This is a genomic window from Bradyrhizobium tropiciagri, assembly GCF_018130505.1.
Taxonomy (GTDB): Bacteria; Pseudomonadota; Alphaproteobacteria; order Rhizobiales; family Xanthobacteraceae; genus Bradyrhizobium; species Bradyrhizobium tropiciagri_B.
Genome location: NZ_JAFCKH010000004.1, coordinates 1 through 16063, shown reverse-complemented (window position 1 = coordinate 16063; position 16063 = coordinate 1). Strand labels below are relative to the sequence as shown.

The following is a 16063-nucleotide window of genomic DNA, read 5'->3' as shown; positions in this document are numbered from 1 at the left end:
ATACCTGACTAAAGTCAGATATATGCTCGACCCTGTTTCCCGCGTCCGCCGCTTCAACCGTGCCGTGACCTCCGCCGTCGGAGCGCTCGACACCTCGTTCCTCGGGCGCGGCCGGCCGCTCGGCGCTGCGCGCGTGCTGAATGCGATCGGGCACGGACGCGCCGATGTCGGCGACATCAGGGACTATCTCGGCCTCGACTCCGGCCTGATGAGCCGGCTGCTGCGGACGCTGGAAGACGAAGGGCTGATCGAGACGACGGTGCATGGCAGCGACGCCCGACGCCGCATCGCCCGCCTGACGGCGGCCGGCCGCCGCGAGTTCAACGCCTATGAGGCGATCTCCAATCAGCAGGCCAAGGACTTCCTCACCCGCAACGCGCAGCGCGACGCCTTGCTGGCTGCGATGGACATGATCGCTTCGGCGCTCGGGCGCGAGGCCACGGTGTTGCTCGAGACCGATCCGCGCAGCGACGAGGCGCGCCACTGCCTCGGTGAATATTATGGCGAGCTGGCGCGGCGCTTCAAACAGGGGTTCGACGTCAAGCTGTCGCGTGATCCCGACGCGAAAGACATGGTGCGCCCGCGCGGCAGCTTCATCGTGGCGATGTCGGATGGCCTGCCGATCGGCTGCGTCGGGCTGAAGGGCGGCGGCGCAGAGATAGCGGAGATCAAGCGGCTGTGGGTCGCACCGAGCGCGCGTGGCCTCGGCCTCGGCCGCCGCCTGATGGACGCAGCCGAGAACGCCGCGCGCGAGCTCGGCATCGCGGTGCTGCGGCTCGACACCAACAGCGCGCTGGCGGAAGCCGGCCAGCTCTACCGCAGGAGCGGCTGGACCGAGATCCCGCGCTTCAACGACGACCCCTACCCCGACCTGTTCTTCGAGAAGCGTCTCTGAGCGGCGCGTCACGCGCGGTTGATGCGCGTGTTGTCCGGCGCGATGCACCGGCCTAAGACAGCGGCATGAGCATTCGTCCCATCGTCCGCTATCCCGATCCCAGGCTCGCGCTTCCGGCAGAGCCGGTGAGCGTGTTCGACGATGCGCTGCGCGAACTGGCGCAGGACCTACTGGAGACCATGCACGCGGCGCCCGGCATCGGCATCACCGCGCCGCACATCGGCGTCGCCATGCGCGTTGTGGTGCTCGAGCTCGATGCCGGCGAAGGCGCGCGGACCTATGTCAATCCGGAGATCATCCGGGCCTCGCCGGAGATGATCCTGTACAAGGAAGGCAGCGTCTCGATGCCCGGCGTCACCGACGATGTCGAGCGCCACGCCCGTGTCCGCATCCGCTATCAGGACCTCGACGGCAACATGCAGACCGAGGACTCCGACGGCCTGCGCGCGGTGTGCCATCAGCACGAGATCGACCAGCTCAACGGCATGTTCTGGATCAGACGGCTGTCCCGCCTGAAGCGCGAGCGGCTGATCAAGCGGTTCGAGAAGATCTCGCGCGGTTAGTTGCGTAGCCCGCATGAGCGAAGCGACATGCGGGACGGACCTCAATGCGTGGAAAGGACCCCGGATATCGCTGCGCTCATCCGGGCTACGATCGTACTCGCGGCGTAAACTCAGACCGGCCTCACCCTCCCGCCATCAGATCCTGCGCCAGCGTCATATAGGCCGGTAGCCGTGTAGCCCGCATGAGCGAAGCGATATGCGGGACGGACCTCAATGCGTGGAAAGGACCCCGGATATCGCTGCGCTCATCCGGGCTACGATCGCGCGCGCGGCGTAGGCTCAGACCGGCCTCACCCTCCTGCCATCAGATCCTTCGCCAGCGCCATGTAGGCCGGCAGCGTCACCGGATCGTTCGCCGCGTTGCCCGCGGCCGGATGCGAGGCGTAGCGCGCGATCACCATCTCGGCCTTCGGATCGATGTAGATACCCTGGCCGTGCACGCCGCGCGCCATGAAGGCGCCGTGCGCATTATGCGTCACCCACCATTGATTGCGGTACGACGCTCCGGGCAATGTGGTGTAGCCGGCCGGCTTGAACTTTTCCGGATCGCCGCCGCGCGCGATGTCCTCGACAACGGCGGACGGCACGATCTGCCGGCCGTTGAAGCGGCCGTGATTACGGATCATCTCGCCGAACCGGGCGAGATCGCGCAGCGTCGTCGACAGCCCGCCGCCGCCGCTCTCGATGCCGATGCGGTCGACGTGATAATGCGCATCCTCCTCCGCGCCCATCGGCGCCCAGATCCGCTCGGACAGCAGGTCGGACAGCGTCATGCCGCCGGCGCGCCGGCAGATGAAGGCCAGCACGTCGGAATTGACGGTCTTGTACGCAAACGCCTTGCCGTGCTCGCCCTGCTTCTGCTGCGAGCGCAGGAAGTCGAAGATGTTGGTCGCGCCGTCATAGCCTTCCGGAATCGGCGCCATGCCGTTGGCGCGCCGCAATCCCCAGACGTCGGAATTCCGGTCGGTGTAGACTTCCGTGTATTGCAGGCCAGTGGTCATATCCATGGCCTCGCGCACCCGCGCATCGGCGAACGCGCTGCCCTTCAGCTCCGGCAAATAGTCGGTGATCGGCGCGTCTTGGTCGATCTTGCCCTCCGCGATCAAAATGCCGGCCAGCGTGCCGGTGAACGACTTCGTCACCGACATCGCGATATGCGGCTTGTGCGGCTTCAGCGCGCCGAAATAGCGCTCGTAGATCAATTTGCCCCGGTGCAGCACGGCGATGCCGTCGGCATAGGTTTCCTCGAGCATGCGCGCAAACGTCATCGGACGCCCGTCCATCGTCACCGACGCGGAGGCGCCGATATCGTGCTCCGCGCGCGGCAGCACCGAGGCCGGCCCGGCGCCGCGCCAGACGTTCACCGTCGGCACCAGCTGGCGGATGTTGCTCCAGGCCCAGCGCAGTTCGGGGAAGCTGCGGAACGAGCCGTCCTGGAACGTGATGGTGCGGTCCTGTGGCGGCGGAAAGCCCTGCATCCAGCCGAGCGTCTGCGGATCGGACTCCGCGGCGGTGGGAGTCTGTTGTTGGTTGGGCGCGGTCGCAACGGACATCAGGGCTGGCTCCAAAGCTGTGATACGAATTTCGTATCACGCGACAGCAGAGGGCACATCCCGCGTTTGCGCCGGGGTGATCGTCGCCGCGAGCGCATGGTGACGCGCAGCGGCTCTCTATTTCCGGCGGACGGATTACCCCGCGGAGGCCCGCTCGATCGCGGAGATGTCGATGTTCTTCATCGTCATCATCGCCTCCATCGCGCGCTTGCCGGCCGCGCGATCGGCGCCGTTGACGAGCTCGAGCAGCCGCCGCGGCGTGATCTGCCAGGCAAAGCCCCAGCGATCCCAGGCACCAGCCGCACGGCAATTCCTTGCCGCCATTGCCGGTGACTGCGTTCCAATAGCGGTCGGTCTCCTCCTGGCTGTCGGTGAGCACCATGAAACTGACCGCCTCGGTCGGCACGAAGTTGGAGCCGCCATTCAACCCGACGAAGCGGCGGCCGAGTACGGTGAACTCCACCGTCAATTCGTCGCCCTGCCCGATGCCCGGTATCGGCGAGACATGCCCAGCATCCACATGGCTGTCCGGGAAGGTCGCGGCATAGAACTCCGCCGCCTCGCGCGCTTTGCCTTGATCGAACCACAGGCAGGTCACTAGATCCGTCATCGCAGTCTCCTGATGTTTGTGCGGAGGACGATTGAGCGATGCACGATCCGACACCGCCCGGCAAAAATAACTGCCGGGCGGGACGTCAAAAGTTCCCGGCGTCCCGCGGATGGGAAACGCTGGCCCGATGCCTGCATCATGCCGCGTATCTCGCGACCTTTCCGCTGAGCTGATGCGCGATCCACGCCGCCAGCGTGCCGAGGCCGCCGGCGACGGCGAGTTCGATGAAGGCGGCAAGCCCGGGCGCGAGATGCGAGGCGAAGAAGGCGATCAGGCCGAGGAAGTAGGCCGCGACGTTGTTGAGCAGCGGCGCGGCGCGCAGCGAGACCACGACAACGGCGACGACGAAGACGACGACACCGAACGCGAAGAAATCGATCAGCGGCAACAGCGAGCCGACCGCCATCGCGGCGAACACGCCGAAGCCGATTCCCGCCGCGACGCAGAGATAACTGGTGAGCGCAGCCCGCGCCGAATGGCCGCCGGTGAAGAACGCCACCCATCCGACGAACATCGCCCACACCGGCCAGCCGAGCCCGGCGGACGCCGTCGCGGCGATCGAGGCGACCACGGCCGCGGTGAGGGTCAACAATGCGAACTTCATGTCTGGCACTCCCGAGGTTTTGCCGGATGATCCGGCATTTGCCGGCCAAGGAATTACGCGGGAGTGGCATGCGGATAATCATGCGATCTTCGGCATCACTATCCGGAATCTGCGAATAATCGGAAAAAGCGTGAAGGCGCGCGATCTCGCGCGGCACACGGACCAAAATGCGGACAAACACCTTGCAGGGCGGGTCAGCGATCGCGCAACCCGCCCTCACCGATGTGGTTTGGTGAACGCGATCAAACGGCGTCCCGTTGCTCAGTAGGGATATCGGCCCGGGCAAACCCAGTTGCCATACGCGTCGTAGCCGCAGCCGCCGCGGTAGTAGGCTCCCGTCGCGGCCGCGCCGACCGCTGCTGCACCCACTGCCGCCGCACCGACCCCGTAGCCATAGCCACGATAGCCATAACCGCGGTAGCCATATCCGTAGCGCCCGCCGCGTACGGCGACAGCCCCGCCCCTGTATCCGCGAACCGCGACTGCGCCCCCGCGATAGCCTCCTGCTCGCACGGCTGCACCGCCGCGGTAACCTCCGGCACGCACGCCGCCGCGGGCGGACGCGTCTTCGGGAGTGAATGTGACCAACAGCATGGCTGCGGCAGCCGAAGCGATGAGAACTCGACTCAACATTGGCGGTCTCCTTTCGAGAGAGGAACACCGCGGCCCCTGTACATCGCATCGATCCGCGGGTCGCTCCGAAGACTCGCGTACGGGAGCTTCGCGGCCTTGACCTGGATCAAACAAACCTTTCGTTCATCTACCTGAACGATCGCTTCATGTAGCCTGCCCGCAGCAGCGCTTCGGCTCGCGAAAGGCCGAAGGAATCCGAGACCCGTTGTCGGGAGACGCGCCATCAGTTCGTCCTACGGGCGCCAGGCGAAGACATGGAGAAGACCGATGACCCCCACCATCACCGCCTTCGAACGCTCTCCTGACGGCGGCAAGGGCTTGGCGCGCGACACCCGCGTCCGCTGGGCGCTGGAAGAAGTCGGCCAGCCTTACAACGTCCGCCTCGTCTCGTTCCAGGCGATGAAGCAGCCCGCGCATCTCGCGCTGCATCCCTTCGGCCAGATCCCGACCTACGAGCAAGGCGACCTCACCCTGTTCGAGACCGGCGCGATCGTGCTCCACATCGCCGAACGCCATTCCGGCCCGCTGCTCCCCGACGACCCCAACGCCCGCGCCCGCGCCATCACCTGGATGTTCGCCGCAATCAACACGGTGGAGCCGCCGATCCTCGAACTCGTCACCGCAAGGATTCTGGAAGCCGACAAGCCCTGGACCAAAGACCGTCTGCCCCTTGTGATGGATCGCGTCCGCGACCGGCTGCAGCAACTCTCCGCCCGCCTCGGCGATGCCGACTGGCTGGACGGCGCGTTCAGCGCGGGCGATCTGATGATGGTTTCGGTGCTGCTGAGGCTGAGAGCTTCGGGGATTCTGGACGAGTTTACGAATCTCTCCGCCTACGTCGCGCGCGGCGAAGCACGGCCCGCGTATCAGCGGGCGTTCGAGGCACAACGGGCGGTCAATACGGGTAGGTCAGCGCCGTGCTGACGTGAGGCCCATGGCAAATTGTTTCACTCGTCAGTTCGCGCCTCTAACAGAGATTGTCGGATGTCGCGCCGAAGGTTGTTCCTTCGCTCGCAAGAAATGCGTCATCCAAAGACACTAAACTTGCCTCGTTTAGCAGGCACTCATACGCCGGGCAAACGGAGGCATCGATGACGAATTCGGCACCTGTTTTCACCGCTGGTGGCGTCAGCAACGGTTCCGTCACGCGCGTGTCGACCGGCGCAACCGGGGCGCAAGCGGATGGCGACAGTTTCACGCCGGTGTTCTCGCCCGACGGCACGAAAGTGGCGTTCGAATCAACGGCCGACAATCTGGTGTCGGGCGATACGAACGGCCAAGCCGACGTCTTCGTGAAGGACCTGACGACAGGTGCGGTCACGCGCGTGTCGAGCAATACAAGCGGGGTCCAGGGCGATGACTGGAGCTACCAGCCGGTTTTTTCGCCCGATGGTACCAAGGTGGCGTTCACGTCGGTTTCCGACAATCTGGTGCCAGGAGATACCAATCAAGCCTACGACATCTTCGTGAAGGACCTGACCACTGGTGCGATCACCCGCGTGTCGACCAGTGCCACCGGGGCGCAGGCGAACGGCTTCCAGACCACCAACCCGGCGTTCTCACCTGATGGCAGCAAGGTTGCTTTCTATTCCGATGCCGACAATCTCGTGCCTGATGATACCGACGACACGCGCGACATCTTCGTGAAGGACTTGACCACTGGCGCCATCACGCTCGTGGCGGCCAGCCCCTATTACGTGCCGCACAGCGGCGGGGATCAGAACGGCAGTACCTACGCCCCCTCGTTCTCGCCCGACGGCACCAAAATCGTGTTCGGGTCCACGACAGGGGGTGGCGCGATCAACAACATCTACATCAAGGACCTGGCCACCGGGATCACCACACTGGTGTCGGACAGCGCCAGCGGCGTTCATGGCAATGGCGGCAGCTACGACCCGGTGTTCTCGCCTGACGGCACCAAGGTGGCGTTCTATACCTTTGCCGATGATCTTGTGCCGGGTAGTTCCAATGGCGGAAGCGGCAACATTGTCATTAAAGACCTGACCACCGGCGTCATCACGTTGGTGTCGGCGGATGCCGGCGGAACCCCGCAGGACAACGGCGAAGCCCAGCAGCCCGCGTTCTCGCCTGATGGCACCAAGCTGGCCTTCTATTCCTTCGCCGAAAATCTGGTGCCGGGTGTCGGTGGTTTCGAGGTCTATCTGAAGGACCTGATCACCGGTGCCATCACGGTTGTCTCGACCAGCTCAAGCGGGACGCAGGCAAACGGTCAAAGCGAGACTCCCGTGTTCTCACCTGATGGGACCAAATTGGCATTCCAGTCTTCAGGCAACAATCTGGTGCCCGGTGATACCAACGGCGGCTACGACGCCTTTGTGAAGGATATCAGTTCACCGTCGGGCACCGCAGCTAATCTGACGGACAATGGCGGCGCCGATGTTTCGACATCGGGGCCGGTGTTTTTTACCGACGCCGATACGGCCGACACTCATACGGTATCGGTGACGTCGCGAAGCGACGATCTCGGCACACTCACGGCCGCCGTCGACGATGCCGACGGCAAGGTGACGTGGAGCTATGATGCTTCCCACGCCGACATCGCTCCGCTCGCGGCCGGGCAGATCCATACCGACACCTTCACCCTGACCCTCAACGACGGCCACGGCGGAACCGCGACGCAGAACATCACCGTTACGCTGACGGGCATCGATGATGCCCCGGTGATCAGTTCGGGCGCGACGGCAAGCTTCGCGGAGAATGGCACGAGCCTCGCCTACCACATCGCGGCGACCGACGTGGACAGCGCGACGCTGACCTATTCGCTCTCCGGCACCGATGCGGCTCTGTTCAACGTGTCGGCTACGGGCGATGTGACGTTCAAATCTGCGCCCGACTTCGAGGCGCCGAAAGACGCGAACCACGACGACGTCTATGACGTCACCGTAGCGGTGAGCGATGGGACAGAAATCGCCACAAAGGACGTCGCGATCACGGTCACTGACGTTAATGACACCATCGGCGGCGGTGTTCTGATTGTCTCCGGCACGACCGGCTTCACGTCGATTGATCGGGCAACGATCATCATCGGCGTGACCGGTACCCTGCATGAGACCGGCAGCGCCGGCATCATCAGCAACAGCACGATCAATGTTCTCGGTTCACTGAACGAAACCCAGGCGCTGCTCACCCTCGCGAACGATACCATCGCCGGTGGTTTCCTCGGCGAGATCGTCGCCAATGACGGCACCATCACCTTCGACAATGTACATCTGGACGGGACATCGCTTGACGCGACATCCGGCGGGGTCATCGTATCCGTTGCAGGCAGCACCAACGTCTTCAACAACGTGACATTCAAGGCCGGCGCCGTGTTTGACGTCAGCGCCGAAAGCACTCTGAATGTCAGCAGCATGCTGAACAACGTCGGTAAAATCGAGCTGTTCGATTCCGCGAAGACTGTCCTGACCGGCGACACCACATTTGTCGGCAACGGCGAGATCAAGCTCGATCCAGGCTCCTCGATCCTGAACAGCGGCGCGCATCACACGCTCGACGTTGAAGGCGGCACGATCGACGGTGCCGGCGCGATCGGAAACGGAGATCACAGCCTCACCTTGCACATTGGCTTCTCCGGCTCGCTCGAAGCGAGCGGGCCTCAACCGCTTGAAGTGAACACCGGCAATGCCGTCACCAACAACGGCCTGATCGAAGCCGTGCACGCCTCGCTCAATTTCGACGATGCCGTGTTCAACACATTTGCAACTGTTCGCGCCGATCAGGGCGGCACGATCGACTTCAAGAATGGCTTGACCGACAATGGCGGCCTTGCCGATGTGCACACCGGGAGTGAGGTCGACGTCTCAGGCAACCTCGTCAACAACGGCACTGTCCTGGATAGCGGCGTGCTCAAGGTCGATAATTTGAGCGGCACCGGAACTGTCAACGTCAACAACGGGACATTGGTGATCACTGGCAATCTAGGCAGCAATGTCCTTCTGACGGGTACGGACACATTCGTCTTCGGGACCGATGCCAAGCAGACATCCGGTGTCATCACAAACTTTGCGCCCGCCACAACGTTGGTGCTTGAAGGCTTCGACACCAAGGTGGACGAAGCCTTCGATTATCAGACCGGCATTCTGACACTGACCGATGCGGATCATCATGCGATGACACTTCAGTTCGCGCCGGGATCCTTGATCCCGCATGCCTACGGCGCGGCATCGGATTTTCTCGTCTAGCGAATTTCCGAAGCCATGTGAGCGAGGCCGGTGGCGTAGACTGCATGAGCAGAGGGACATGCGGGGCCAGTTGCGGTGCGCGGACGGGCGGGTCCCGGATATCGCTTCGCTCATCCGGGCTACGCCTGCTGCGATTTCGATCAAGATGCCTCGATCGGCTCGGACATCGTTATCCGGTTCTTGACGCTGGGACGCTCCTGCATCCGAGCATACCAGGCCAAAAGAGCCTCGCATTCCACCGGCACCGGCACGTCCACGAGTCCGGCGAAGATCAAGCCGCCAATAAGGGTGATATCAGCCATCGTGAACGCCTCGCCGGCGACGAATGGCTGCTTTTTCAGGGTGCCATCAAAATAGTGCATCCCCCTGACGGCTTTGTCGCGCTGACGGAATCCCCATTCAGGGTTCTGATAGATCTCGACGCGGGGCCCAAGACCCGGCGTGGCGTGGTGGAAATAGACACTGATGGCGTCGAGCAGCTCCAGCTCGGCGCGCTTGCTCATCATGTGGATCACGCCCTTTTCGCGCGGCGTCCTGCCGGTCAACGTCGGCGCGCCATCGAGCGCGTCAAGGTACTCGGTAATCGCCGTGCACTCGCCAATGAAGGTCCCGTCCTCCAGTTCGAGCACCGGCAGGGTGCCCGAGTAGTTCTTGGCGAGGAATTCGGGCTTCTTGTGCTCGCCCTTGTAGAGATCGACCAATACGAACTCCACGTGCGACCGCAGGTTCTTCTCGGCCAGTGCGATGCGAACGCGGGCCGGATAGGGGCCAGTCGGCCAATCGTGAATCTTCATCATGACTCCTTTGTCTACCTGTCACTTGGTAGGTTATGGAGCCTTTACCTCCGGCCGGTCAACGCCTATCTATCACTTGGTAGATAACGAAGCAGTGAGCCGATGAAGTGAGTTCAAGCTCTCGGGAGGCCATCCTGGCGGCAGCGAAGCGGACCGCGCAGGCGCGCGGCTATGGCGGCCTGAATTTCCGCGATCTCGCCGACGAAGTCGGGATCAAGGCCGCCAGCATCTATCACCATTTCCCGAGCAAGGCCGATCTCGGGGTCGCCGTCGCGCGGCGCTACTGGGAGGACACCGCCGCCCAGCTCGAGTCGATGCTGGCTGAAACGACGGATCCTGTCCGCTGCCTGCGTCGATATCCCGATGTGTTTCGCAAGGCGCTCGAGAGCAACAATCGCATGTGCCTCTGCAGCATCATGTCCGCGGAAGTCGACGACCTGCCGGACGCGGTGAAGAAGGAGGTCCAGAGCTTTGCCGACGTCAACGTGGCGTGGCTGAGCAGGCTGTTGGTGGCCGCGGGCCTGGTCAATTCGAGAAAGAGCGAACAGCGGGCCCGCGCCATCTTCGCCGCCGTCGCCGGCGCGCAGCTCATCGCCAGGAGCCGTTCAGATGTCTCGCTCTACGACTCGATGATCGACAACTATCGCGCCGCGGGTCTTCTGCCGGCGTAGATATCCGAACATCGGACCGCAGTGACGCGGCGACGCCCTACTCCCACTCAATCATTTAGGAGAGCACCATCGCATTGATTTGCAAGCACAATGCCTCAATGCTGACGGACAAATCCCGACGGTACGGCCGTCCTAACTTTTCGGTCTTGAATTCACAGTAAAATTTCCGTGGCATTATGAAATGGCGCCTTCCCTAACTATCGAGATCAATCGATAAAGCGCGCGCGCGCTTACACGCAACGACCAGCGCCGCCCTCGCTGCTTTCCTTGCGATACCGTCAATCGTCGTCGGTCCTAATGTCGATCGAGTCCACGATGGCGGTCTTGATCCTCGTATAATGCAAGCTCGGCGAGGGAGAAGCTGGCGAAGATCGATGTTTGGTCAGCAACTGGGCTCCGGAAATCCAAGTAGCGAGCCTGTGCAATGAGCGTCGGCCTCCTCAGGCGACGTTTGCCTCCTGTCGGGAGGTTGCAAAATCCGGAACCGCGTGGACCGTCAGATAGCGATCGGCCTCGAGCGCGGCCATGCAGCCCAATCCCGCCGCGGTGACGGCCTGGCGGTACACGCCGTCCGCGACATCACCTGCCGCGAACAGCCCGGGCACGCTCGTCGTCGTCGTGCCCGGCTGCACCTTGATGTACCCGTCGGCGTGCAATTCGACCTTGCCCTCCAACAGCGCACTCGCCGGAGCATGCCCAATGGCGACGAAGACACCGTCGAGGGCAAGTCGCTCGATGGTTCCCGTCAAGCGGTTCTTCAAGGCAATCGCCTCGATCTTCGCAGGATCGTTCCTCCCAACGAAGGAGTCCACCTCGCTGTCCCAGCGGACCTCGATCTTGGGATGCGCAAACAGACGTTCCTGCAGCACGCGCTCCGCGCGAAGCGTGTCGCGTCTGTGGACCAGCGTGACTGAACTGGCGATGTTGGCGAGATACAGCGCTTCCTCGACGGCCGTATTGCCACCTCCGACGACAGCGACGCGCTTGTCACGGAAGAAGAAACCGTCGCAAGTAGCGCATGCCGACACGCCGAAACCCCGGAATACCTCTTCGGAGGAGATTCCGAGCCACTTGGCCTGGGCACCGGTGGCGTATATCAAGGCGTCGCAAAGATAGTGGTCGCCGCTATCGCCTATCAGGCGGAATGGTCGGGCGTCCGTCACGATCTCCACGATATGGTCGTAGATCACCCGCGTGCCCATGTGCTCGGCCTGCGCCTGCATCTGCTCGACCAGCCACGGCCCCTGGATGACGTTTGCGAAGCCGGGATAGTTCTCAACGTCGGTCGTCGTGACCAGTTGTCCGCCCGGCTGCATGCCCGTGATCAGGATTGGTTTACGGCTCGCGCGAGCCGCGTAGATCGCGGCTGTGTAGCCGGCCGGACCTGCGCCTAGGATGATGACATCAGTCTTATGCTCGTGAGCCATATCGTCGTCCTTGTCCGATTAGAACTTCTGCATTCCCCAGCGCCTCACGGTCCGGCGTTCGATCGTGCGGAAAATGACGCTTTCGACGAAGAGACCGATGAGGATCACACACAGCAATCCGGCGAAGACGTTGGCTGTCTCAAGATTGTTGCGGTTTTCGTAGATGAACCAACCAAGACCGCCCTGCCCCGAGCTCACTCCGAAGACAAGCTCGGCGGCGATCAGGGTCCGCCAGGCGAAAGCCCAGCCGATTTTCAAGCCGGCCAGAATAGACGGCAGAGCGGCAGGAATGAGTATTTCAGCGACGAGGGAAAGCCCTTTCAGGCCAAAGCACCGGCCCGCCATGCGCAGCGTCTCGCTCACGGACTGGAATCCGGTATGCGTGCTGAGGGCGACGGCCCATAGCACGGAGTTGACGATCACGAAGACCAGACTTCCCATGCCCAGCCCGAACCACAGCAAAGCGAGCGGCAGCAGCGCGACAGCCGGTAGAGGATTGAACATCGATGTCAGCGTCGATAGTACATCGCTTCCAAAGCGGGTGGTCGAAGCCAGGATCGTGATCGCTGCGGCGGCCGCAATGCCGACGGCATATCCGATCACCAGCACCTTCATCGTCATCAAGATGCGCGCGAACAGGCCGCCCGACACTAGCGAGGAGACGAGCGCCACCACGACGTCTGAGAGGCGCGGCATCATGAGCGGATTGTCGAGCCAGGTCGCGTATCCCTCCCAGACTGCTGCGAGGACGGCGACGACGACAAGGCGACGGAAGACCGTGCTCTGCAGGATCCGTTCGTGGAGCGGAAGCGGACGCTCGACGTCGGCTGACGGTTCGATCACACTCGGCAGTTCGAATTCGCCGCGGACCGGCGGAAGGGCCAGCGGCAGGCCAGTGGTCTGTTCGATGACGGTCATGTCAGTGCCCTTTCGGATGCCGCGGACACGGCGTGAAAAGCATGTGATGGATGCGGCCGCAGAGACCTCCGAACTCCGTGCTCCCCATGTCGGAGAAGGCGAACTGATGGGAATTGATCTCCGCGCGGACCTGTCCCGGATGCGGCGTCAGAACCAGGATGCGCGAGCCCACGATCACCGCCTCCTCGATAGAGTGCGTGACGAAGAGGATGGTGGAGTGGGTTCCGCTCCAGAGCTCGAGCAGGTCGTCCTGCATCTTCCGGCGGGTAAGCGCGTCGAGCGCGGCGAACGGCTCATCCATGAGAAGGATCTTCGGTTCCATCGCCATGGCGCGTGCGATGGCAACCCGCTGCTTCATGCCGCCCGAGAGCGTATGCGGATAGGCGTCGCCAAATTTCTCGAGGCCGACCTTCGCAGTGAACACCCTTGCGCGGTCGCGGACCTCGGCCGCGGACCATCGCTTAGCCTTCTGCATCGGATAGGCGACGTTCTCCAGTATCGTCTTCCAGGGCAGCAACTGGTCGAATTCCTGGAAGACCATCATGCGGTCAGGACCCGGCGCGTCGATGATCTTGCCGTCGAGCCTGATCTCGCCGGCAACCGGCGCCAAAAAGCCGCCGACCGCCTTTAGCAGCGAGGACTTCCCGCATCCAGAGGCGCCGAGAAGGATGAACCGGTCACCCCGGTACACGTCGAAACTGACGTCGTAGGCCGCGGTCACGATGCTCGCATCGGTCCGGTAGCGCAGCGTCACGTTCTTAAGGCTCAACACCGGCTTCGTGTCAGTCGCCGTGTAGGCTTGCTTGATCTGGGGTTGGTTGATCATGTTCATCTCAGGACCCCTGCCGTTCCTGGATGAACGGGAAGAAGGAGTCTTGCCACTTCGCCGGCTTCGTCTTGAGCTGGCCGGTGCGCTGCATGAAGTCCGCGTAGGCCATGACGCCGCCTGGGGCGACGCTGAACACGTTCTCGGGGTCGCGCAGGATCTTCTCAACGTATTCCGGGCTCAACGACTTGGACGGCTCCTGCTTCAGGTAGAGCGCCGCCGCCTTCGCGGGATCCGCCTTGATACGCTGCATCGCCGTGTCCATGGCCTTGACCATCGCCGCCGAAACCTTCGGATTCTGTTCGATGAACTTGGTGCTTGCGGCGAGCAGCACGAACGTCGACGCCTTGCCGAGCACCTCCTCTGAACTGAGCACCCGGTGCACCCGCTTGTCGTCGGCCTCGAACTGGGCGAACGGCGCGTTCGTGAAGTGCGCGGAAACTTCGGTGCCCGAGAGCATCGCAGCCATCGCGTCCGGATGCGGCAGGTTCACGACATTCGCGTCGAGCTTTTTGGCGTCGCCCAGCGACTTCTCCGCCGCCATACGGAGACAGAGGTTCTGGGGAGACGTGGTCGCCGGGAGAGCAATCCTGTCCTGTGATTGGAAGTCGGCGATCGTCTTCACCCGATCGAGCACCGTGTTAAGGACCATCGGAAACGAGGAGCAGCTCGCCAGTCCCTTGAAGGCTCCGCGCGATTTCTCTGCGAGGATCAGAATGGATGGTGATCCCATGACACCCATGTCCGCCGTTCCGGCCAAAAGACCCTCGTTCACGGCGTTCGAGCCGCTGACCCGCTGCAGCTTGACCTCGACACGTGGGGCGCCCTGCTCGGCCAAGGCCGCGCCGAGCAACTTCTCTTCCTCGATCATCATCAGCGGCAGATAGGAGACGCCGAATTGAATAATGACCCTGACATCGCTCGCGGCTTGCGCTCTCGCGAGGCCCGGTAGCGCCACCGCTCCCGCAATTGCGCCCAATGCGTGACGTCGTGAAATTCCGTTCATCGCTATGCTTCCTCTCTTCTACCGTTACGCCGTCCGCTTCTTCGTCGGACCTAGGCCTTGCTGTTTGAGACGATCCCCTGCGCTTCCAGCCGGTCCACCTCGGAGTCAGATTTCGAAAGATCGCGGCGCAGCACTTCGGAGGTATCGGCACCCAGACGCGGGGGTGCACGCCCGTAGTCGATCGGCGTTCGCGAGAACCTGATCGGATTTCCGATCAGCTTCGCTGGGGATCCACCATCGTGCAGGAGCTGTTCGACGACCAGGCCACGCGCGACCACGTGCGGATCCTCGAATACTTCGTGCATTTCGTTGATCGGACCGGCGGGAATCTTCTCGCTTTCGAGCGCGAGAAGCAGCTCGGCCTTGCTCCAAGTCCGGATCTTCGCCGTCAGGGTCGGCAGCAATTCCGCGCGGTTGCGGACGCGATCGGCGTTGCGTTGGAAGCGAAGGTCTGTTGAGAGCTCCGGCGCGCCGAGGATAGCGGCGAACCGAGCGAACTGCGCGTCGTTGCCCACCGCAGCGACGATATGCCCGTCCCGCGTCGCGAAGGCCTGGTAGGGCACGATGTTGGCGTGGGCGTTGCCCTGGCGCTGCGGCCTCTTACCGGATGCTAGATAGTTCATGCCGGCGTTGGCGAGCGTCGCGATCTGAACGTCGAGCAGTGCGAGATCGATGTGCTGGCCGAGCCCGCTGGTCCGGCGTTCGTTGAGGCTGGCGAGGATGGCGACCGTAGCGTAAAGGCCTGTGAAGATGTCGGCGACGGCAACGCCGACCTTCATCGGTTCGCCGTCGGGCGCGCCCGTGATACTCATCAGGCCGCCCATCGCCTGCACGAGCAGGTCGTAGCCCGGCTTGTCCTTGTAGGGCCCGGTCTGTCCGAATCCGGAGATCGAGCAGTAGATCAGCCGCGGGTTCAGGGCCGAGAGCGTTTCGTAGTCGAGGCGCAGACGCTTGAGGCCGCCGACCTTGAAGTTCTCGACGACGACGTCGCAGGACTTCGCCAGTTCGCAGACAAGGTCGCGCCCCTGCGGTTTGCTGAAGTCGATGGCGACGGACTTCTTTCCGCGGTTGGCAGCCAGGTAGTAGGCAGCGAACAGGTCGTGTTCGTGCTTGCCGACCACGAAGGGCGGTCCCCAGCCACGCGTGTCGTCGCCCTCGCCCGGGCGCTCGATCTTGATCACCTCGGCGCCGAGGTCCGCCAAAAGCTGCGTCGCCCAAGGGCCGGCGAGAATGCGGCTCAGATCGAGCACGCGAAGTCTGTCCAGACAAGCTTTCATGACCGCCTCAGGAGAACGCTTGGATGCCCGTGATCGCGCGACCTAGGATCAGCGCGTGCACGTCGTGGGTGCCTTCGTAGGTGT

Annotated in this window: 13 protein-coding genes and 1 pseudogene; 5 read left to right on the top strand and 9 right to left on the bottom strand. The window is 63.1% G+C overall.

Annotation, left to right across the window (positions count from 1 at the left end):
- Positions 1 to 22 precede the first annotated feature (22 nt).
- Together JQ633_RS10720 and JQ633_RS10715 are read left to right on the top strand one after the other, a co-directional pair.
- Complete coding sequence (locus JQ633_RS10720; RefSeq protein WP_211984991.1) at positions 23 to 895, top strand: bifunctional helix-turn-helix transcriptional regulator/GNAT family N-acetyltransferase; 873 nt, start codon at positions 23 to 25, stop codon at positions 893 to 895.
- Positions 896 to 960: 65 nt separating this feature from the next.
- Entirely contained in the window at positions 961 to 1458 is a 498-nt protein-coding gene (locus JQ633_RS10715; RefSeq protein ID WP_211984990.1) for a peptide deformylase, read from the top strand.
- 290 nt (positions 1459 to 1748) lie between these two features.
- Here JQ633_RS10715 and JQ633_RS10710 read toward each other — a convergent pair whose 3' ends face one another.
- From JQ633_RS10710 to JQ633_RS10700, 3 genes and pseudogenes are all read right to left on the bottom strand, one after another.
- Positions 1749 to 3011 (bottom strand): serine hydrolase domain-containing protein, encoded by a 1263-nt coding sequence (locus tag JQ633_RS10710; protein ID WP_211984989.1) that lies wholly within the window; start codon positions 3009 to 3011, stop codon positions 1749 to 1751.
- Between the two features lie 135 nt (positions 3012 to 3146).
- Positions 3147 to 3621 (bottom strand): annotated as a pseudogene (locus JQ633_RS10705) (VOC family protein).
- Between the two features lie 136 nt (positions 3622 to 3757).
- Entirely contained in the window at positions 3758 to 4225 is a 468-nt protein-coding gene (locus JQ633_RS10700; RefSeq protein WP_211984988.1) for a DUF1097 domain-containing protein, read from the bottom strand.
- A gap of 900 nt (positions 4226 to 5125) precedes the next feature.
- Here JQ633_RS10700 and JQ633_RS10695 point away from each other — a divergent pair.
- Both JQ633_RS10695 and JQ633_RS10690 read left to right on the top strand, forming a co-directional pair.
- Positions 5126 to 5782 (top strand): glutathione S-transferase family protein, encoded by a 657-nt coding sequence (locus JQ633_RS10695; RefSeq protein ID WP_211984987.1) that lies wholly within the window; start codon positions 5126 to 5128, stop codon positions 5780 to 5782.
- 167 nt (positions 5783 to 5949) lie between these two features.
- Positions 5950 to 9060, top strand: coding sequence for a VCBS domain-containing protein (locus tag JQ633_RS10690; protein WP_211984986.1), 3111 nt, complete (start codon positions 5950 to 5952; stop codon positions 9058 to 9060).
- Positions 9061 to 9200: 140 nt separating this feature from the next.
- On the opposite strand, the gene JQ633_RS10685 is transcribed toward JQ633_RS10690, so the two are convergent.
- Positions 9201 to 9854 carry a glutathione S-transferase gene (locus JQ633_RS10685; RefSeq protein ID WP_211985527.1) on the bottom strand — a complete coding sequence of 218 codons (654 nt, stop codon included), beginning with the start codon at positions 9852 to 9854 and terminating at the stop codon, positions 9201 to 9203.
- A gap of 107 nt (positions 9855 to 9961) precedes the next feature.
- On the opposite strand from JQ633_RS10685, the gene JQ633_RS10680 reads away from it, so the two are divergent.
- A complete protein-coding gene (locus tag JQ633_RS10680; RefSeq protein ID WP_211984985.1) occupies positions 9962 to 10525 on the top strand; it encodes a TetR/AcrR family transcriptional regulator in 564 nt (187 codons plus the stop codon).
- 440 nt (positions 10526 to 10965) lie between these two features.
- On the opposite strand, the gene trxB is transcribed toward JQ633_RS10680, so the two are convergent.
- Genes trxB through JQ633_RS10655 form a run of 5 tightly spaced genes read right to left on the bottom strand, consistent with a single transcriptional unit; the run spans position 10966 to position 15979 of the window.
- A complete protein-coding gene (trxB, locus tag JQ633_RS10675; RefSeq protein ID WP_211984984.1) occupies positions 10966 to 11952 on the bottom strand; it encodes a thioredoxin-disulfide reductase in 987 nt (328 codons plus the stop codon).
- Between the two features lie 18 nt (positions 11953 to 11970).
- On the bottom strand, positions 11971 to 12870 hold the full coding sequence (locus JQ633_RS10670; protein ID WP_211984983.1) for an ABC transporter permease: 900 nt from the start codon (positions 12868 to 12870) through the stop codon (positions 11971 to 11973).
- Position 12871: 1 nt separating this feature from the next.
- Positions 12872 to 13702 carry an ABC transporter ATP-binding protein gene (locus JQ633_RS10665; protein ID WP_249159203.1) on the bottom strand — a complete coding sequence of 277 codons (831 nt, stop codon included), beginning with the start codon at positions 13700 to 13702 and terminating at the stop codon, positions 12872 to 12874.
- A 1-nt stretch (position 13703) separates the two neighbouring features.
- Positions 13704 to 14702, bottom strand: a complete 999-nt coding sequence (locus JQ633_RS10660) for an ABC transporter substrate-binding protein (protein ID WP_211984982.1) — start codon at positions 14700 to 14702, stop codon at positions 13704 to 13706.
- A gap of 50 nt (positions 14703 to 14752) precedes the next feature.
- Positions 14753 to 15979 carry a CaiB/BaiF CoA transferase family protein gene (locus JQ633_RS10655; RefSeq protein WP_211984981.1) on the bottom strand — a complete coding sequence of 409 codons (1227 nt, stop codon included), beginning with the start codon at positions 15977 to 15979 and terminating at the stop codon, positions 14753 to 14755.
- Positions 15980 to 16063: the final 84 nt, after the last annotated feature.